Origin of the sequence: Ectobacillus polymachus (genome assembly GCF_048159605.1) — a bacterium.
GTDB classification, from domain to species: domain Bacteria; phylum Bacillota; class Bacilli; order Bacillales; family Bacillaceae_G; genus Ectobacillus; species Ectobacillus polymachus.
Genome location: NZ_JBLREB010000006.1, coordinates 25,614 through 45,123 on the forward strand (window position 1 = coordinate 25,614; position 19,510 = coordinate 45,123).

At 37.1% G+C, this 19,510-nt stretch carries 16 protein-coding genes and 1 riboswitch; of the genes, 11 read left to right on the forward strand and 5 right to left on the reverse strand.

Annotated elements, in window-relative coordinates; genetic code table 11:
* Window positions 1-73: 73 nt before the first annotated feature.
* The 4 genes from tdc to ACM5BR_RS17095 form a co-directional block, all read right to left on the reverse strand.
* Window positions 74-1,936: a tyrosine decarboxylase gene (tdc, locus tag ACM5BR_RS17080; RefSeq protein WP_416829246.1), complete on the reverse strand. Its 1,863-nt coding sequence runs from the start codon at window positions 1,934-1,936 to the stop codon at window positions 74-76.
* Window positions 1,937-1,954: 18 nt separating this feature from the next.
* Window positions 1,955-3,364 (reverse strand): tyrosine-tyramine antiporter, encoded by a 1,410-nt coding sequence (tyrP, locus tag ACM5BR_RS17085; RefSeq protein ID WP_416829247.1) that lies wholly within the window; start codon window positions 3,362-3,364, stop codon window positions 1,955-1,957.
* A 251-nt stretch (window positions 3,365-3,615) separates the two neighbouring features.
* Entirely contained in the window at window positions 3,616-4,287 is a 672-nt protein-coding gene (locus ACM5BR_RS17090; protein ID WP_416829249.1) for an SOS response-associated peptidase, read from the reverse strand.
* A 37-nt stretch (window positions 4,288-4,324) separates the two neighbouring features.
* On the reverse strand, window positions 4,325-4,792 hold the full coding sequence (locus tag ACM5BR_RS17095; protein WP_416829251.1) for an SRPBCC family protein: 468 nt from the start codon (window positions 4,790-4,792) through the stop codon (window positions 4,325-4,327).
* Between the two features lie 201 nt (window positions 4,793-4,993).
* Here ACM5BR_RS17095 and ACM5BR_RS17100 point away from each other — a divergent pair, with 201 nt between their 5' ends.
* From ACM5BR_RS17100 to ACM5BR_RS17145, 10 genes are all read left to right on the forward strand, one after another.
* The gene (locus ACM5BR_RS17100; RefSeq protein WP_416829253.1) at window positions 4,994-5,554 is read left to right on the forward strand and encodes a biotin transporter BioY; all 561 of its coding nucleotides are present in this window, start codon (window positions 4,994-4,996) and stop codon (window positions 5,552-5,554) included.
* A 1-nt stretch (window position 5,555) separates the two neighbouring features.
* Window positions 5,556-7,007 carry an AMP-binding protein gene (locus tag ACM5BR_RS17105; protein WP_416829254.1) on the forward strand — a complete coding sequence of 484 codons (1,452 nt, stop codon included), beginning with the start codon at window positions 5,556-5,558 and terminating at the stop codon, window positions 7,005-7,007.
* A complete protein-coding gene (locus ACM5BR_RS17110) occupies window positions 7,004-8,098 on the forward strand; it encodes an acetyl-CoA C-acyltransferase (RefSeq protein ID WP_416829255.1) in 1,095 nt (364 codons plus the stop codon). Before ACM5BR_RS17105 ends, ACM5BR_RS17110 begins: the two co-directional genes overlap by 4 nt.
* Complete coding sequence (locus ACM5BR_RS17115) at window positions 8,095-8,436, forward strand: hypothetical protein (RefSeq protein WP_416829257.1); 342 nt, start codon at window positions 8,095-8,097, stop codon at window positions 8,434-8,436. Before ACM5BR_RS17110 ends, ACM5BR_RS17115 begins: the two co-directional genes overlap by 4 nt.
* The gene (locus ACM5BR_RS17120) at window positions 8,403-8,786 is read left to right on the forward strand and encodes a MaoC family dehydratase (protein ID WP_416829259.1); all 384 of its coding nucleotides are present in this window, start codon (window positions 8,403-8,405) and stop codon (window positions 8,784-8,786) included. Before ACM5BR_RS17115 ends, ACM5BR_RS17120 begins: the two co-directional genes overlap by 34 nt.
* A gap of 845 nt (window positions 8,787-9,631) precedes the next feature.
* Window positions 9,632-12,151 carry an isopeptide-forming domain-containing fimbrial protein gene (locus tag ACM5BR_RS17125; protein WP_416829260.1) on the forward strand — a complete coding sequence of 840 codons (2,520 nt, stop codon included), beginning with the start codon at window positions 9,632-9,634 and terminating at the stop codon, window positions 12,149-12,151.
* A gap of 37 nt (window positions 12,152-12,188) precedes the next feature.
* Complete coding sequence (locus tag ACM5BR_RS17130; RefSeq protein ID WP_416829262.1) at window positions 12,189-13,862, forward strand: SpaA isopeptide-forming pilin-related protein; 1,674 nt, start codon at window positions 12,189-12,191, stop codon at window positions 13,860-13,862.
* Between the two features lie 83 nt (window positions 13,863-13,945).
* Complete coding sequence (locus ACM5BR_RS17135; RefSeq protein ID WP_416829264.1) at window positions 13,946-14,773, forward strand: class C sortase; 828 nt, start codon at window positions 13,946-13,948, stop codon at window positions 14,771-14,773.
* Window positions 14,774-15,012: 239 nt separating this feature from the next.
* Window positions 15,013-16,242: a helix-turn-helix domain-containing protein gene (locus tag ACM5BR_RS17140; protein WP_416829265.1), complete on the forward strand. Its 1,230-nt coding sequence runs from the start codon at window positions 15,013-15,015 to the stop codon at window positions 16,240-16,242.
* 81 nt (window positions 16,243-16,323) lie between these two features.
* A complete protein-coding gene (locus tag ACM5BR_RS17145) occupies window positions 16,324-16,956 on the forward strand; it encodes a class A sortase (RefSeq protein WP_416829267.1) in 633 nt (210 codons plus the stop codon).
* Between the two features lie 235 nt (window positions 16,957-17,191).
* Here ACM5BR_RS17145 and ACM5BR_RS17150 read toward each other — a convergent pair whose 3' ends face one another.
* Entirely contained in the window at window positions 17,192-17,338 is a 147-nt protein-coding gene (locus tag ACM5BR_RS17150; protein ID WP_416829268.1) for a BH0509 family protein, read from the reverse strand.
* 428 nt (window positions 17,339-17,766) lie between these two features.
* Here ACM5BR_RS17150 and ACM5BR_RS17155 point away from each other — a divergent pair, with 428 nt between their 5' ends.
* On the forward strand, window positions 17,767-18,933 hold the full coding sequence (locus ACM5BR_RS17155) for an oxalate decarboxylase family bicupin (RefSeq protein ID WP_416829270.1): 1,167 nt from the start codon (window positions 17,767-17,769) through the stop codon (window positions 18,931-18,933).
* A gap of 129 nt (window positions 18,934-19,062) precedes the next feature.
* A riboswitch (cobalamin riboswitch) is annotated at window positions 19,063-19,244 on the forward strand.
* The last annotated feature ends 266 nt before the right edge of the window (window positions 19,245-19,510 follow it).

Here is a 19,510-nt window from a genome sequence, read left to right on the forward strand (position 1 = left end):
GATTTTTCTTAAGAAAAACCAGCTTTTTCAACACCTTTGGATTTAAAATTTACTCCTAGTATCCAATGAAGAGCTAGCTCTTCACATTATAAATCTTCTCAAGTTTAGATTGCATTGCATTCTGAATCTTAGTAGCATATTCTTCGAATACATCTTTATAATGAGCGTACGGAGACAACGCACAAGCCCGTAGTACTGTTATCTTCCCTTCTTTATTCCATTCGCTTTCACTAATTCCAAGACTTTTCACATATGGTAGTGGGCTGTTACCATAGTCAGGAATAGCAAAATCTGTATGAGATGTAATAAATTCATTGCTATAAAGTTGACCTTCAACGTAAGAAGCTTGACCAAAAAAGTCATGGTTTAATTTGTTCATTTTTCCTAAATCCGTGTTTCCTTCTTCATTAAATACATAATCAACCATATTAAAATCGGGTTTTGTTAATGGATAAACATTAATCGTCTTATCTCCAACTTTAAATTTCTTACCCTGTAAGAAGTGATAAAAAAGATAAGCTCCTTCAATACTTGCACCAAGTAATTTACCATAACCAGTTACGTTTAATGGTAATACTTTATGGGCTGTCCAAACTGCGGCTGCAGTTGCCCCTGCTTTAGAGCCTTCAAGAATATATGCACCAAGCAATGCAGGAATATCTGCTCCCTTTTCAAATACATATGTTGCAAAGTATGAAATGACGTCACGCATTCTAATATCTTTTACAACAATTCCACCGGCAGAGTAAGGTATATACCCCATTTTATGCGGATCAATTGTAATGGTTTCAACCTGGCTCATTGCTTTGAATGAATTATAAATATCCTCAGTCAACCATTCATTGTTTCCCGTAAAAACATTATATTTTTTATATACTTCATTAATTTTATTGTAATCAATAAATTCATTGTTTTCATCTAAGAAAATAGATCGAGCATATCCACCATAAGCAGCATCTACATGAATGTAGAAGTAAATACCCTCTTGCATTAATTTATCGCGCAGCGCAACCATTTTATCAATATGATCTACTTGTCCTTCTTCTGTTGTACCAATAACACCCACCACACCGAGAATAGGTTTTTTTTCTGCAGCTAATGCTCGAATTTTTTCTTCAAGTTTCCCGATATCCATACGGTAGTTATTATCAACATCAATTGCTTCCACTCCATCAAGGCCTATGCCAATAATGTCTGCTGCTTTTAGCCAAGAATAGTGTTTGGTTTGTGGAATCAACCATTTACCCAGCTCTTGTAGATGTTGACCACTACGTGCAGAGTGCGCTTTGATTTCATCAATTTTTTCAGGAATTTGATCTAAAAGATTTAAAATCTCTTCTGTAGACATATTTAATAATTGCCATTCCGATTTATCTTTAACAAATTCAGGAGCTACTTCTTTAATCGCTAAAGGAAGAGACTTCATGTTTCTTGCATACCAAAGGCCTTCTAGATTAGCAATTGAACCATCTGCACAAATATGCCCCCAACTCTTACCTTTTTGATAGCTCATCATAGCAGCAAATTCATGTCCTACTTCTTCTTCCATTTGAGAAGTACCTGGTGAAGATTCATATGCCACATTATTCCCATTCCATAACATTGCAGCTGTATACGCAATAATAGCTGGCATTAATGTTTCAGAATTCATATGTCCCCAAAACCGTCCTGCCGAATGCCATGGCAATGAATTCGTACGAAGATTTGATGATAATACATTCATTACGCTGCGGATATGATCCGCCGTTTCTTGAAAGCTTTTTGAACTTTTATCTTGCGGAGTTATAACTGGTAAATCTTGTGGTTGGTAATTTTGACGCCACCCTACATGTTCATCTACCATCTTGTTTAACAGCTCTTTAAATAAATCGGCATTTTCACCTTTATCCCCTAAGAATAGTGCTTTTAAATCTATATCTGGCATTGTATATTTCATTTTTCAGTTCCCTCCAAATTATGATTCTTTCTTCCACTCTGGCTTTTTAAATCTGTTGATGACAAGTGCTATACCAATCATTACTAATGTAGCGACCACTTGATAAATAATGTATCCCGTATATTGATTTGGATTTAAAATCGATGGCGGAATAAGGCTTACAATAATTGTAAAAATGATACTTATCATCGAAAGAAGGAAGACAATCCACATTAACCCATTTCCATTACTACCCAATCTGAATGGTCTTTGAAGATCAGGCATTGTATAACGTAAACGAATCGCTGAGAGAGCGATTAAAATATATACAACACAATACAAAATCGTTGTTGTAATTGTAAGAATAAAGAATGCACTGCTAACATCTGGAACTACTATATATAAGATAGACACTAAGGAAATTACAATTGCTTGAATCATCACAAATGTAATGGGAATATCTCTCTTCGTTCTCTTTTGAAAGAATTTCGGAAGGTTACCTGCTTCTGCAACTGTAATCATCGATTTACTTGGTCCAAGCACCCATGCGCTTAACTGTACTAAAACCCCAATTAATATCATCAATGAAATGAGATTTACAAAAATAATGGGAATACCTAAATCCGTGCAGAAGATCAAATATGGCTGTGTAATATTAGCAAGCTCCAATTTACCTTTTGGTACTGCATTTGCTTCAGTTAAACCAGCAATGATATTAAAAATTGCTAATAAAATTACTGAAGCGATAACAGCAATCGGATAGTTACGTTTTGGATTTTCAATTGCATTCGCATGTACAGACGAAATTTCTACTCCTGCAAAAATAAAGATAATCCCCGATAGATAAGTTATACTTCCTAAATCCTTAAAATTAGGAACAAGATCACTTCGCTTAAAGCCCCCTAAATAACTATTAGGCTGAATCCCGTTTTTCATCATGTAAGCGACACCTAGAATAACAAGAAATACAAATGGAATATACACACCAATAACCGCTCCCCAATTACCTGCAACTTTAACCATATCAAACTGAAGATTCAATAAGGTTACACTCCAGTACGAGATAAGGATAATAAAGAAAATAAAATAATTATTTGAAGATAAATGGGGTTTATTAATGACGTACCCTAATAGAACTCCTACAGTTGAAGAAACCATAACCATCCCAAAAAACATTTGAACCCATAATAACCAGGAGGTAACAAATCCCCATTTTTCACCTAAACCGTGAGTCACCCAAACTTGAGGTCCTCCTTCTTCAGTGAATCCTGTTGAGAGTTCAGCTGACATTAATGCAATCGGTAAAGCAAATGCCAACGCAGCAACGAGCATATAAAAAATTTGCGTCCAACCAGTAATAGCAAGGGTTGGCACACTACGTACAGTCCCAAAAAAAGCCATCGTAATACCAATCAATCCGTAAAGTGTTAATTGTTTTGTCTTGTCCATAAATAATGCCTTCTTTCCGATATTCAATTTTTGGTTGAATGTCTTATTTAAAGATTAGAACCAGCTCTTTTTTAGAGTTATCATGCCACTTGATATTTATGTCAGGTAAATATCTGGTAAAAATTTGGTACTCACGAAATTCTTCAGACATTTTCGGGTTTCTGAACGCAAAAAGAGAACCGAAATAACGTTGGTACGTTATTTCGGTTCTCTTTTTGCATTATATTCGGCAGGAACTTATGCTCTAAGTTTTAATAAACTGGCTTTATTACTTCTGGAAGGTCATTTTTCGGTGAATTGACTAAATCTGAAATCTCGTATGCTTCCATTTGTTCCCCTGAATACGGAATAAGTAGTTGTTGTAACAAATCCAAGTCATCAATAGACCTATCTAACCAAGCCTTTTCATCCTTTTTACTTTGTAAAATGACAGGCATACGATCGTGGATGTCACTCATTACGCTATTCGGCTCTGTTGTAATGATCGTGCATGAATGAATTACTTTATCATTTTGCTCCCATCGATCCCATAAACCTGCAAATGAAAAAATCTCATGTGATTGAAGCTGAATTCTCATTGGAATTTTCTTTCCATCTTTCTTTTTCCATTCATAAAAGCTATCTACAGGAATAATGCAGCGTCTCCGCTTAAAAGAGGATTGAAAAGAAGGCTTTTCTTGTAATGTTTCTGTTCTAGCATTAATCAATTTGTAGCCTATTTTTATATCTTTCGCCCAGGATGGAATCAACCCCCAACGAAGCTCCCCTAAACGATTGTTTTTTCCATCATTCACGACAGCAAGAATATTTTGCGAAGGAGCAATATTGTATCGGGGATGGTACTCTAAATCACCTGGAAATATTGCTTCAAAACGTTCTGCAACACTCCCTAAATCGTCAATTAAAGTGAATCTCCCGCACATACCATCACAACCTTTTTATAATTTAGGAGTTATTTAACTAATCCCGTTCTATCATACACTTGTCTAGGTGCTCAAGCACAATCGGCCATGCCTGTTCGTGCTGGTTCTTTGACTCCTCATCTGGAAATCCTGCGTGCGTAAGACGTAGCTGAGTGCCATTACCGAAAGGTTCAAGTTCAACTGTGACGACGGTCTCAGCCCCCTTTGTTCCCCCTGCACCAGTAACCCACGTCATTTCAACGAGACAGTCTTGCTCAAGTCTTAGAAATCGTCCGTAATGAGGATGATGCTGTGTCTCACTATGCTCGTTGGGCTTAAAGATTGTCTCAAAAAAGAAGACCGAGTTGACTTCTCCCTTCATTACCATCGTTCCAGGTGCTGCGAACCAACGGTCAAATTGTTCCGTCCAAGCTCGAAAAAGCACGCCGGGCGCTGCATCCATCAAGCGTTCAACCTTCAGATGAAATGGTCTTGACGAAAGATCAGGTATCGTAATAGGTAGCATTCTAATTCCTCCACTTCATACAAAATTGTGCTGAATTATTCTAATAATATCATCGCTACAGAACGATCTACAAATGAGCGCTCTGGACGGGATTTGAATATCAAATTTCTCATCGTAATGGGAAAGTTCTGCCATTGTATTCTTGCAAAAACATCCCTTATACTTATGTTACCTAATTTTAAATGGAGGTTAACATAAGATATGAAATTAATAAATATGGTTTATGTTTCTATGTTTGCGGCAATTATGGGGGCACTAGGGGTGATTCCGCCTATCTTTTTGAGTTTTACACCTGTGCCTATTACCTTACAATCGATGGGAGTCATGCTTTCTGGTTCTATATTAGGAGCTCGTCTAGGTCCTAAGTATGCGGCACTTAGCCAAGCCTTATTTTTGCTTGTTGTGGCGGCAGGTATGCCATTGTTATCTGGCGGACGAGGTGGAATCGGTGTTTTTGCTAGTCCTTCTGGAGGCTACTTAATCAGCTATATTGTAGGTGCCTATGTGATCGGGTATTTTGCCTATCGAATGAAAAAAATTTCAATCATTAAGATAATGCTAATCAATATTCTCGGCGGTATTTTCGTTGTGTATTTATTTGGTATTCCCTTTCAAGCACTGATGATGAATATATCAATTGCAAAAGCGGCCTACATGAGCCTTGTGTTTCTTCCAGGTGACTTCATTAAAGTGGTCGTTGCTTCCTTGCTGGCTATAAAATTGCAAAAAGCAATTCGGGTAAATAAAGAGATCGAGGCATAGGATGAGAATTACAGGTACCTTTCATCTGTCTGCAAAAAAGAATCCCAATAAGCCTGCGATTGTCACAGAAAATGAAGTGATTACCTATAGAGCATGGAATGAACTCGTACAGCAGACGGCGGCTGCTTTCTTTAGCGAGGTTCCTGTTTACAAACGGGTGGCATTATTTTTACCAAATAATCGTTTGTTTCTCCAATTATTCGCTGGTGCCAGTTTCGCCGGCTGGGCTAGTATTGTTGGAGATATGAGATGGAAAGAACAAGAAATAAAGGAACGACTCGATCAAACGAAGCCAGATCTGATCATTGCCGATGAAAAGATGAAACCAACCTTAGACAAGCTTCCTCTCCGTGTGATTTATTCAGATGAATTTGAAAAATGGATTCATCCTGATATAGATTTGCCAATGGTCGAAGCTGAGAATGAGGCTCCTTTTTACATTGGATTTACTTCTGGTTCGACAGGAAAGCCAAAGGCCTTCGTAAGATCTCATACCTCATGGGTTGAGAGCTTTCGTTGCAATCAAGCGGATCTTGGGATGACGGAAGATGAGCATGTACTCATTCCAGGTTCCTTTGTGAATTCCACCTTTTTATACGGGGCCTTAAGTACGTTATTTTTAGGGGGCACGATTTATGTGCTGGCTAAATTCTCTCCTGCTCGTATTATGGAGTTTCTGCATCTTTATCCGATTACTACGGTATATGTTGTACCAACAATGATCCAGGGGTTATTAACGGAAGGCTGCCGGGATGAACAGACGATCACCTTTATTTCTACGGGAGCCAAGTGGCTGCCGCTGACAAAGGAACAAATGCGGTTCCATTTCCCTAACGCCCGTTTTTATGAGTTTTACGGCACATCCGAGCTCAGCTTTGTTACCGTGCTAAAAAGCAACGAGCAAAGACAATATGCTGCTTCTGTCGGCCGGCCTTTCCATAATGTTGAAATCTGCATCCGCGGTAAAAATGGACCCGCTCCGGCCGGCGAAGAAGGATTACTATACGTAAAAAGTAAGATGATCTTTGATGGCTATATAGATAATGAAGAAGAAACAAAAAAGGTATTACAAGGAGAATGGGCAACTGTTTATGATATGGCCAAAGTGGATGAGGAAGGCTACCTATATATACTAGGACGGCAAAATGACATGATCCTTTACGGAGGGACAAATATTTACCCACAAGAAATCGAGGAAGCGTTGAAAAAATGCCCTGGGGTGGAAGAAGCAGTTGTATTTGGTATCAAAGATGAGTACTGGGGACAAAAACCGGTGGCCTGTATAAAAGGAGAAGTGTCAATCCCTTCTATAAAGCATTACTGTCTCCAAACTTTACCTGCTTATAAAATTCCCCGCGTCTTTCGAAAGGTTGAAAATTTTACATATACCACTGGTGGAAAAATTTCACGCCAAGAATTAAGGAAGCTGTTTGAACAGGGGGTGTTAAAATGAGCCGAGCGGTGATCGTCAAAGCCAAGCGAACAGTAATAGGAAAAAAAGGCGGCATCTTAAAAGAATACTCACCTGAGCAATTGGCCGCTTTTGTCATCCAAGCTCTCACAACCAACCTGACTGAAGAGGTCGACGAAGTGATTTTAGGAAATGCCGTAGGGCCTGGAGGAAATCTAGCCAGATTATCAGGTTTGGAGAGCGGCCTGCCGCTTACGGTACCAGGTATGACAATTGACCGGCAATGCGGTTCAGGATTAGAGGCGATCCGCCTTGCCTGTTATCTCATCCAAGGAGGGGCAGGTCAAATCTATATTGCAGGCGGGGTCGAAAGTAGCAGTCTATCGCCGTTCGTCCAGCGTGCCCGCTTTTCACCAGAACGGATTGGTGACCCCGATATGGGTGTGGCTGCCGAGAATGTGGCTGAAAAATTTGGGATTACACGTTCCATTCAGGATGAATTTGCCTTATTAAGTTATAAACGGGCTGTCGAATCAGTTAAAAAAGGCTATTTTTCAATGGAAATCGTCCCCATTCCCAATCTCCCTTTCTATGATGAAGGCATCAATCTAAAGACGAATTATGAACGGATGCTACGGCGTTTATCACCTTGTTTTAAAGAAAATGGCACGGTGACGCTGGGAAATTGCTGCGGCATCAATGATGGGGCAGCGGCAGTTCTTGTGATGTCAGAGGAAAAAGCAAAAGAACTTGGGTACCAGCCCATTCTACGGTTTGTGGATAGTGTCGTAACGGGAGTGGACCCAAACTACCCAGGCGTCGGTCCAATTCCAGCTGTTTCAAAACTATTGTCGAGGAATTCCTTATTGATGTCGGACATCGACCTCATTGAATTAAACGAAGCCTTTGCTTCAAAGGTCGTCGCTTGTGCAAGGGAGTTATCTATTCCGTATGAAAAGTTAAACGTGGAGGGCGGGGCCATTGCCTTAGGTCATCCTTATGGAGCATCCGGAGCAATCCTGGTAACGAGATTGTTTTATGAAGTCCAGCGGTATCAAGCAAACTATGCGATTTCAACGATTGGGATAGGTGGCGGTATCGGGCTTTCTATGTTATGGGAGAGGATATCTTGAAAACAGACGAAGTGATCGTAACAATCACCAAAGAAATGGTCCAAGGCTTTGAGAAGATTTTCGGAAAACAAACAAAATTACCGCCTACCTTTCCGATGCTCTTTTATCAATTCATGAACGTTCCATGGCAGTATGAAGCAGCACCGATCCACCGGAAGCAGATATGTACTTGTTCAAAGGAGCTGTCCATCGGGGACCGTTTTCGCTGCAAGGTAACGCTTGATAAGGAAATAAAGAAAGGAAAGTATACCTTTTATACTCAGACGCTGATTGGTTATGACTTAGAAGGAAGCGAGTGTTTTCAATGTGTGTCAGAATTAGTCGTACATTCACAATAACAGAAGAAAAAATTAACCAATATGCCTGTCTATCCGGAGACTTAAATCCGATTCATCTTAATCAAAAGGAAGCAGAGCGTGCCGGATTCCCCGCTCCCATTGCCCATGGCATGTTAACCATGGGCCTTACCCTCGAAATTACCTCTTTTTTTGCGGAAAAGGGATTGAGGATTTCCTCCTATGACATGCAATTTCTAAAACCTGTTTTCAGAAATGATACCATTCGCATCGTTGCAATGCAAAAACAGAAAAATGCTGCTTCTGATATAATCCTCGAAGGGTTTAAAGGAACGGAACTGGTTATCCGCGGGAAAATAGTATGGGAGGATAGCTGTGGTAACAAGCTATAGGAAAAATAGGAAAGGAGAAATAACTCCTTTCCTATTTTTAACATCTTTTAAAATTATTTATTACCTTAAAATCGTTTTCGTAAGCAGTCTGTACCATACGAGTGCCAAGCTAACAATCAGAGTTAACGAAGGTTCTTTGGAATTCAACTCCGTACCAAGTAGATCCCAACTCACAAGATCTTTGCTTTACTGCGGATGTATAAAGACCTTGTAATTGAGTTAAGGAATCGTCAAACATATGTAAAGGCCCTCTGCCTTAATTACATGTAACCTGTCATGCAATACTGCTTCACTATCGGTTACAAAAAAAGTTACACCGTTTTACCCCTTTGGTTTTGATTTTCCAAAGGGGCGTTTTTATGTCCAAGAGAAGAAGAATATCTAGAATTGAGCAGAGTTGTCCATCATTTTCTAATTCCTCAATAGCTGTGATTGTTTCCCAAATTTTTCTCTTAGAAACGTTGAAACCATGTATATACTCTTCCAGCATGATTGTTACGACAGATGTTCTCTATATCAGATACATTGAGGGATTTATATACTCTCTCCCTAGATTTGTATGAACTATTGAATCTAGCAAACAATAAAGTATTCAATTAATGATTCTAACATCGAATTTATCCACACCAACAAATTAATCTTGCTTTTGATAAAAAATACCAATTATACGGAAAAAATACCATAAATTTAACAAAAAACCACATAATATTTTACATGTAGGTAACATTTACTAAAAAAGTCATAAAAGGAGGCGAAATTTTTCGTTTCATGACTGTGGATGTTACTTCAAAAAATGCTGATGAATGAAACTAATATTTCAAAAAGGGGGGAAAGGAGCTAAAGGAATGAAGAAAAAAGCATCTGTATTGATGATTTTTCTTTTACTACTGCAGCTATTCTCACCAGGATTGACATCTTTTGCTGCATCTCCGGTAAAAGACATAAGTCATACAATACAAACAAAAGAAGCAGCTAATCTGTGTTTAAGAGAATATGAAGGACAACTCAAGTTTCAATGGCCCTCTAACAAAAAGAAAGTAGACCTTGTTATTGTTCAAGATGCAAGTGGTAGTTTTCAGAACACCTTACCAAATGTGAAAAAATCATTAAAAAGTATTGTCGATCAATTGGATCCACAAAATGATCGAGTTATGGTAACAAGCTTTCAAGATTATCTTGGATTTAAAAAGATGAACGGTAGCGTGCTGGATAAAAGTGGAACGGGCATAAAAACCACTTTGCAGTCAGGTTTAAATAGTGGTCTACAGTCTGCCAAAAATGGGATTGACAAAATTAACGCTAATAGCGGTACACCAATGGCAAGCGGTCTACAGTTTGCCTTGCAACAATATGAACAAGCAAAAGGACAAGCCGATCCAGATCGAGAAACTGTATTTTTGCTAGTAACAGATGGTGTTGCGAACGTCCAGTTAGATGGATATATCTATAAAGAAACAAATCAACTAACAGATACAGGAAAGGGATATAGCTCTTTAGAATACGGTCAAGATTACAAAGGGGCGTTGTCTCAAGTAACCGATCAAGCGAATCTGATAAAAGGAAAAGGGTATAAATTAGTTACTGCTTTCTGGGAAGATAAAAAAGCTTTATCTGCTTCTGATCAATATTATACAAAGTACGACGTAGTAGGACCATATGCACAGAATGCCCTTCAAAATATGGCGACAAAACCAGAATGGTTTGTTTTATCCAATAATATTGAAGAGTTTACTAAGAAATTATTTGACACAGTAACCGAAGTTACCAAAAACGACAAAATGGTTTTAGATTTTTATAATGACTTGCAAGTAACAGAATTTAATGTATCTGGACCGAACGGTTCTACTACAAAACCTGTTTTGAAAGATAACCAATTAACTTGGGATCTAGCAAGACAACCAGCAGGAACATACACCCTTACTTATAAAGTCAAAGAAACAAAGCCTCAGCCAAATGGATTTGACGTTGCAGGTGGATATTTTATTTCATCTGACCAAAGAATTGAAATTCCAACAACGAAGACCTCCCCAAATCCAAATGCAGATCAATGCTACAACAATGTATCGAAAAAAGTTTCAGATGCTGATCAAAAGTTAGTAGATGCTGCGCTCCTAAACTCAATTAATGAAGAATTCCAATATGATATCAATTACAGATTGGGATTCGACGTAGAATCCAAACAAGTAATTGCCCTGCAGGATGATTTAGAAGATATATTAGATATTTTAGATACGAAATTAACAAATGCAAAAGGGGAAACTATTCAAATAACCCCGATAATAGATAAAGCTACGTCTATCGTTACGTATACGCTTCCAAAGCAAAACGGTTCATATGCGTATCTAGCCGGGCAACAGTATACATTAACCATTAAAGCGAAAATCAAGCCGGATACAAATCTAGATGTGCTAAAACAATTCATCGCAAGCGGTGGGATTCCAAATATAGCTAAGCTTATTTTAGATAATAAGCCTTTGGAATCGAATAAAGTTACCGTTACTCCTCCAATTGAAGAACCAAAGCTTCATAAAACCGTTTCAGATAATGATGAAACAAATGTCGAAAAGGCAACTTTATCAAGTACGAAAGAGAAATTTACCTGGAATGTGAATTATGAGTTTGGAAATGCACCTGGTGGCTATAATTCCATCGTATTGAGTGATGATTTAGAGAATGTTTTAGATATTGTAGATGTGAAGGTTGTCAATAAAAAAGGTGAGAACATCAATGTCCAACCGAACATTGATCCAACTTCGAAAAAAGTAACAGTAGAACTGCCAAAGAAAGATGGGAGCTATGCATATTTAGCTGGAGAAACTTACACATTGCATATTACTTCTAAAATTTCTGATCAGGCGTCTACAGAAGAATTAGCGAAGTACTTATCAAAAGGTGGAATCCCTAATAAAGCAGAACTATTGCTTAACGACAAATCGACGATGTCAAATGAAGTAACGGTTGTACCGCCGATTGGTCAAATTGAAATTGAAAAAGTCGATGTCTCAGATTCTAACATCAAACTAAAAAACGCCGTGTTTCAGATACTAGACAAAGACGGTAAAGAAGTAGGTAAAATAACAACCGATGTAAATGGGAAGGCGACTTTAGACCAACTTTTATTAGGAAAATACACAATTAAAGAAGTACAAGCACCAGATGGCTACATGCTGTTAAGAGATCCAATTGAAGCAGAAATTACACTGGAAACTCCTATACAAAAAATACAAGTAGAAAATACAAAAAGAGAATGGACAATTCCTAGTACAGGTGGTACGGGAACTCCAATCTTCTATTTCGGCGGCAGCATAGTAATGCTATTAACTTTATTCTTTTATTTCCGTAAAAAAGTGGCTGGTAGATTTTAAAATTAAAAAATTCATAGAGATGGTGAGGAGAAAGCACATGAAGAAAATCTTTAATATTATGTTGGCCTTTGTGCTAACTTTATCAATGCTTCCTAATTTAATTGCAAATGCAGAGTCAGAGTCTAAAGAGAAAGGTTCTTTAACCATTCATAAGTACGAGCAAGAGAAAGATGGAGACAAGGGCGTAGAAGGTGATGGTTCTGCAAATCAAACCATTCCAGATGGCGTGAAACCATTACCAGGCGTAACGTATGAAATTAAACAAATTGCATCATTTGAAAAAATCTCAAATGAAGGAAAAATCGTAAAAGAAAATGTAAAACCTGTTACAAACGGAAAGACCATTACAATTACAACAAACGACAAAGGGGAAGCTGTATTTAAAGAATTACCTTTAGGTCGATATGAAGTGAAGGAAATTTCTGGTCCAGCGCATGTTAATTTAAACCCAAATACGTATACAGTTGACATTCCAATGACAAATAAAAACGGAGATGTGTTAAATTATGATGTTCACATCTACCCAAAGAATGAAATCAAGCGTGGTGCAGTAGAACTAACAAAAACAGGTGCAAATGATACAGAATTAGCCGGTGCTGAATTCTCTTTATTTAAAGAAGATGGTACAAAAATTAATAAAAATGTTTTAGTAACAGGTGCAGACGGGAAAATCCGTGTACAAGGTTTGGAATATGGTAAATACTATTTCCAAGAAACAAAAGCGCCGGATGGATATGTTCTAGATTCAACAAAGTATGCGTTCTCCATTGAACAATCAGGTACAACGAATGAAGATGGTACCATTACATCTGGTGTACTAGTAAAAGTAAAAATGAAAAACTTCGAAGAGCCTACGATTGATAAAAAAGTTAACGGAGAATTAGAAGTTTTACCAATTAATCCAATCACAAATTTTAATTATGATATTAAAACATTAATTCCAGAAGATATTAAAGATTATAAGCAATACGTTGTCTCCGATACTTTAGATAGTCAATTAATGATTCAAGGTAAGCCAATCGTTAAGATCGATGGCGTTGAAGTAGACGCAAGTGTTGTAGACGTAACGATAGATGGACAAAAAGTAACAGCTACTGTAAAAGATTTCTCAAAATTAGTTGGTAAAAAAGAACTCCATTTACAAATTACAGCGCAAATTAAAGAAGGTGTAGAAGCTGGAACAAAAATTCCAAATACAGCGATGATCGATTTCACAAACAAAAATGAAGTGACGAAGGAAAAAGAAACAAAACCAGTAATTGTCTCACCAACAACTGGCAGCATTTCATTAACAAAAATCGACAGTGGTAAAGATCATAAGAAATTACAAGGTGCAGAGTTTAAATTAGTCGATAAAAAAGGGAATACCGTAATAGTTGAAGGCAAAGAAGTAGTAGGCATATCAGATGCGAACGGCGTTATTACTTGGAATAACCTTCCTTACGGCGAGTACCAAATCGTTGAAACAAAATCACCAACTTATACAAAAGACGATGGTACAATAGCTTCTTATCAATTATTAAGAGACCCAATCCAGGTAACCATTGACAAAGATCACACAAAAATTGAATTAACTGTAGAGAATAATAAAAGTGGTTGGGTACTTCCTTTAACAGGTGGTATAGGAACAATTCTGTTCACTGCAGTAGGTCTTGCCCTAATGGCTGTTGCAGCATTTGTTCTCTTTAGAAGAAAGTCTACCAACAACTAAAGTTTTAGACATGTAATAGGAAAAGAGGAGAAGCAAATCGCTTCCCTCTTTTCCGTATTTTCCTACCCTTAAAGGAGCAGATTATGAAACGAAACATCATTTTCGGATGCATTTTTTTAGTAGGATTTGGTGTTTTTTTGTATCCAACGGTTAGCAATTGGTTAGCAACAAGAGCACATTATTCTGCGGTTAGCTCTTTTGATACAAAAATAAAAGCAATGGAAAAGCAAGAAATCGAACTCCGGGCAAAAGAAGCAGATGAATATAATAAAAAAGTACAAAATTCCACACAGCCTCTTACAGATCCATTTAATGGGCAAAAAAATAGAAATTCAAATTCCTATGCAGATGCGTTAAATATAGGGGATGTAATGGGATATATTGAAATACCTAAAATAGACGTAAAACTTCCGATTTATCAAGGAACCTCTGAGGAAGTTTTAAGTCGCGGGGTAGGTCATGTAGATGAATCATCTTTACCAATTGGAGGAGAAGGTACGCATACCGTTTTGACAGGACATCGTGGTTTGCCTTCTGCAGTCTTATTTAGCAATCTAGATAAACTAGAAAAATCTGATGTTTTCTACATTCATTCATTAGATAAAACCCTTGCTTACAGGGTCGATCAAATTAAAGTGGTATTACCCAATGAAACAAATGACTTATTAGTTGTGAAAGATCAAGATTATGCGACGTTGATTACTTGTACACCTTATGGGGTGAATACACATAGATTGCTAGTTAGAGGACATCGTATTCCTCTTAATGCACAAGAAAAAGAGAAAGAATCAGCTTCAAAATCATTTTTTCCAGAAGAGTTGATGATATGGATGATAATTGTTCCAATTGCTATTCTAGTTGTACTTATCATCTATATGAAAATAAGAAAGAAATCATTACCTGTAAGGTAAGCCATAGAAAAACACCTGATTAATCTCTAATTGATCAGGTGTAATAAGATTTACATTTAATCTTTTTCTTCTTCTAGATATAAGACTGAACACTCCATCTGTTAAATATCCATTCACGTCGTAAAAATATGAGTGCTTTTCCGTAAAACTTATGGTAAAATCTTGAATAAATTTAAATTTATGGAAAATATTAGCAAAAGTAGATTTTCATCTTTTTAGAAGATGTAAAGGAGGAAATGATGAATAATTTCATTGACATACAATATATATGCCATATGATATGTAAAACATTCACAGTTCCTGTTTGTTTTTTATCCACGGATAAAAATATCTTGTATGAATCTACTCCTAATGATAGTTATAATCCTTTTTATTCTTCAAAAGAAAAACAGTTACATGAATTATATCAAGAAAGTGATTTTTTTGATTTTCCGCTCATCAAAACGAATCCTTATCTTGAAAATTTTGTTGTAATTCATATAACCAATCATGAACATATAAAAGGGACTCTTATAATCGGTCCTTCTATGCACACCAAATTATCAGAAAAAATGATCATCAAACTTATGAGTAAGTTTAATTTAATTACCGGACTACAAAATGTACTCAACTACTTTCATTCAGTACCTGAAATTAAAAAAATTAGTTTAATTCATATAAGTATTTTATTACATTACATGATTTATAATGAAAAATTAGATATAAGCACTGTTTGGAAAAAAAATAAATTACTAGAAGAAAAATCATATGACATTATAAATCTAGATTTATATATTTCAACACGCCATCAAAGCAATCCCGTCCATTACGACATATCAATTGAGAAACAATTTTTAAACACTATTAAAGAAGGAAACAAAGAAAAATTAATAGAATATGCATATGCATTTCCACTAGAAACTGCTGGAATTTTATCAACAACGGATCAGCTAAGAAACCAAAAAAACTATGGAATTATTGCCATTGCCCTAGCTACTAGATACGCTATAGATGGTAATCTACCGTCAGAAATTGCTTTTTCACTTAGTGATTTATATATACAGACCCTTGAAGAGTTAAATGACTTGCACGCTATAAATAGATTATTAGAAAATGCTTTATGTACTTTTGCGGATCGCGTCAAAGAATATAGTGTACATAAATACTCAAGCACTATCACTGCTTGCCTAAATCATATTTCCAAAAACATTTACCATGAGATATCACTTCAAGATCTCGCTAGCGTTACGAATATAAATCCCTCTTATTTATCCCAGTTATTTAAAAAAGAAGTAGGTATCCCTTTAAGTGAATATATTCAACGAGAACGAATAGAAGAAGCTAAAAAACTATTAACTTTAACTAAATATCCTCTATCCGATATTTGTACTTGGCTCACTTTTAATGATCAAAGTTATTTTACAAAGATTTTCAAAAAAGTTACTAACACTACCCCAAGGCAATATCGCCAAACATACACTGTAATATAAAGTGAAACTCCTATTCGTGTGTCTTACTACTACAGGTTACACGAAGTGCTTCTTTCAAAAATTAGAGCGAGGAATAGAGATATGAACAAGAAGAGAATTTATAATATATTGATAATCCTGCTATTTACGGTTGGTTGTATTTTCATTGCAAAACCTTTTTATGACGCTTATAAAGCTAAGAAAACGCAAGAAAAAAACTTAGAAACTATCATGAAAATGAAGTACAACAAGCAAGAAACCACATTTACTGATGCTTCCAACATAAAACGACCAGATTTAGCAGATGTATCCAATGCTTCATTAGATGAGAAAGCGGTCATCGGGCGTTTATCCATTCCAAGCATTGGTTTGGGACTACCGATTCTAAATTCTTCGACAGAAAATCATTTATTATCAGGTGCAACAACAATTAGAGAGAAACAACAGATGGGAAAAGGAAATTACGCATTAGCAGGACATAATATGTCCAAAAAAGGTGTGTTATTTAGCGATATTTCGGAATTAAAAACGAATGACAAAATATATTTATATGATAATGAAAATGAATACGAATATGCAGTACAACAAATAACAGAAGTTTCACCTAGTACATGGGACGTTGTGGAAAATCACGGCAAAGATGAAGTAACACTTATTACATGTTTATCTGTACTTGATAATTCAAAGCGATGGGTAGTATCTGGTGATTTAGTATATGTAAAAAAAATACAGTGAGCCCCAAAAGTTGAGGATTGAATTCTGTATTTGTACAGGGCACAATCCTTTTCGTTACCCTTTTACATATTCTATTATTCTTGTGAATTTTGATGACGCACTTTACCCTGAACCTCGACCTTGTTTAATCCTTTTTTCAATTTCAGATGTTCTTTTTCTTTTGAACATAAAAACACCCCTTAGACAATTAAAGGGGTAAGACGGTGCAACTTTTTTACTTAGTATTTGTATTTAATTATTCAGCAATTTCTTGAAGATGAAAGTAAGTTACGTTATAAATATGTTCAATCTCAGCATCCGTCATAAATATTAACGTATCTTTGTGTAACCCTTTATTCATTGCAATAAATTCGATCATGTTTTTACGTTCTGTTCTAGCCATTATTAATTCCTCCCTTTATTGTATTAACACAGATATATTTTAGTTATTTCTATTATATAACAGAACGAGCGATACGCAACACAAAATTTTCAAAAAACTCAAAATATTTTTTAGGAGGATCTTTAAAACTGTTTTTCCTAAACCATCAACAATTGTAGGTTTAAAAAAGCGATTTTAATAAAGGAATTGTGGCTTTTCCATCATGTAAGCTTCCGGTAGAATGCTAGGATTTCAGAATGTATGGACTACTCGTTCCAACTGCTAAATGTGCTTTGTAACCAAACCAATATGTAAATACTTTACCCTCGCTTCTCTCTCCTCCCCCATTATTCTGTACATCTGCATACCAAACATGTTTATATCATATATTTGGTACAAGCAATCATACAGGTATTGCAGTGCATTGTAATGAGAAAGGAGCATATTTTGTGGAATCACGACCTTCGAAAAAAACTGTGTATGGAAATATACCGCACCCTATCAGAGATGATGGCGCTGGCGCGACCGATTTTGGTCCTCGTGACATCATGCGAGATATTGAAAACCCCGATATGTTCGTTCCCCCGGTCACCGACGCCGGAACGATTCCTAATTTAAAGTTCTCTTTTTCCGATACCAATATGCAGTTAAATCACGGTGGTTGGTCACGGCAAGTAACGATAAGAGAACTACCGATCGCAACCACGCTTGCGGGGGTGAACATGCGTCTGACGCCGGGCGGTGTACGGGAGTTACATTGGCATAAGCAAGCTGAATGGGCCTACATGATTTTAGGGCGGGCACGAATCACCTCGGTCGACCAGGACGGGCGGAATTTTATAGCCGATGTCGCAGCAGGGGATTTGTGGTACTTTCCAGCCGGAATTCCACACTCGATTCAAGGACGAGAGGAAGGTTGCGAATTTCTGCTCGTGTTCGACGATGGCAACTTCTCCGATTTCGATACCTTCTCTATTACTGATTGGTTCGCCCATACACCAAAGGATGTGTTGGCTGCGAATTTCGGTGTAACGGAAAGCGCCTTTGCTCATATCCCTACAAAACAGCGCTACATTTTCCAAGCAAAGTTGCCCGGCTCACTGGAAAGTCAGGAGATTTCGGATCCTTACGGTACTGTGCCAAAAAGCTTCACACATCGGCTTCTTGCACAAGATCCGATCGTAACTCCGGGCGGGACGGTACGTATCGTTGATTCCACCAACTTCCCCATTTCGTCTACAATTGCGGCGGCGTTAGTGGAAATCAAGCCAGGCGGAATGAGAGAAATGCATTGGCATCCGAATAACGATGAGTGGCAATATTACCTCTCAGGATCTGGACGCATGACGGTATTTGCAGCGAATGGCACTGCCAGAACTTTTAATTACCGGGCCGGCGATGTAGGATATGTACCGTTCGCCATGGGACATTATATCCAAAACACAGGCAATCAAAGCCTATGGTTTCTGGAGATGTTCAAGAGTAATCGCTTTGCCGACGTGTCATTGAACCAATGGATGGCGCTAACTCCAAAAGAGCTAGTAGAGGAACACTTGCATGTAGGGCCAGAATTGATGAACGCACTGCGCAAGGAAAAATGGCCTGTCGTTAAATAGATGATAGAACAAAAGATGCAACACTTGAGACATTGATTTAGTTAATAGAATATAACTAATTTTAATTTTTCACATTTACTTCTATTCAGTAATTGTGGTACACTTATTTTTGTATTAGAAAACTATATATTGTGTTCGTTTTAATTAGGTACCACTATATGTGGTTTAATAGGGAAGTTCGGTGAAAAACCAACGCTGTCCCCGCAACTGTAAAGCTGACGAAGACCTAAGTCCACTATGTTATGTAAAACATGGGAAGGAGGTCGGAGGATGAAGCAAGCCAGGAGACCTGCCTTTATAAAACCGATCAATCATTTCTTCGGGGATTGAGAAATGGAGACGTAACCATTTTTCAAGTTTCTAACGTTTCCATTTAAAGCTATCTCTTTTGAAGAGATAGCTTTTTTAATTTTGTTCAGTAGATACCCCTCCCTATTTGGTGAGAAATCTGGACGAAAATTACGCCAAGAAGATGTAATTAATATTTTGAAAAGGCGAATGATCATGTCTAAACTTTTAAAAAGGAAAAGTAATACTCTACTTGGTCTACATCTAAATATCGAATAACATTCAAATT

What these genes read in the sequence shown, in the direction of transcription:
- tdc (WP_416829246.1), bottom strand. Translation starts at nt 1,936, where the DNA reads ATGAAATATACAATGCCAGATATAGATTTAAAAGCACTATTCTTAGGG.
- tyrP (WP_416829247.1), bottom strand. Translation starts at nt 3,364, where the DNA reads ATGGACAAGACAAAACAATTAACACTTTACGGATTGATTGGTATTACG.
- ACM5BR_RS17090 (WP_416829249.1), bottom strand. Translation starts at nt 4,287, where the DNA reads ATGTGCGGGAGATTCACTTTAATTGACGATTTAGGGAGTGTTGCAGAA.
- ACM5BR_RS17095 (WP_416829251.1), bottom strand. Translation starts at nt 4,792, where the DNA reads ATGCTACCTATTACGATACCTGATCTTTCGTCAAGACCATTTCATCTG.
- ACM5BR_RS17100 (WP_416829253.1), top strand. Translation starts at nt 4,994, where the DNA reads ATGAAATTAATAAATATGGTTTATGTTTCTATGTTTGCGGCAATTATG.
- ACM5BR_RS17105 (WP_416829254.1), top strand. Translation starts at nt 5,556, where the DNA reads ATGAGAATTACAGGTACCTTTCATCTGTCTGCAAAAAAGAATCCCAAT.
- ACM5BR_RS17110 (WP_416829255.1), top strand. Translation starts at nt 7,004, where the DNA reads ATGAGCCGAGCGGTGATCGTCAAAGCCAAGCGAACAGTAATAGGAAAA.
- ACM5BR_RS17120 (WP_416829259.1), top strand. Translation starts at nt 8,403, where the DNA reads ATGTGTGTCAGAATTAGTCGTACATTCACAATAACAGAAGAAAAAATT.
- ACM5BR_RS17125 (WP_416829260.1), top strand. Translation starts at nt 9,632, where the DNA reads ATGAAGAAAAAAGCATCTGTATTGATGATTTTTCTTTTACTACTGCAG.
- ACM5BR_RS17130 (WP_416829262.1), top strand. Translation starts at nt 12,189, where the DNA reads ATGAAGAAAATCTTTAATATTATGTTGGCCTTTGTGCTAACTTTATCA.
- ACM5BR_RS17135 (WP_416829264.1), top strand. Translation starts at nt 13,946, where the DNA reads ATGAAACGAAACATCATTTTCGGATGCATTTTTTTAGTAGGATTTGGT.
- ACM5BR_RS17140 (WP_416829265.1), top strand. Translation starts at nt 15,013, where the DNA reads ATGAATAATTTCATTGACATACAATATATATGCCATATGATATGTAAA.
- ACM5BR_RS17145 (WP_416829267.1), top strand. Translation starts at nt 16,324, where the DNA reads ATGAACAAGAAGAGAATTTATAATATATTGATAATCCTGCTATTTACG.
- ACM5BR_RS17150 (WP_416829268.1), bottom strand. Translation starts at nt 17,338, where the DNA reads ATGGCTAGAACAGAACGTAAAAACATGATCGAATTTATTGCAATGAAT.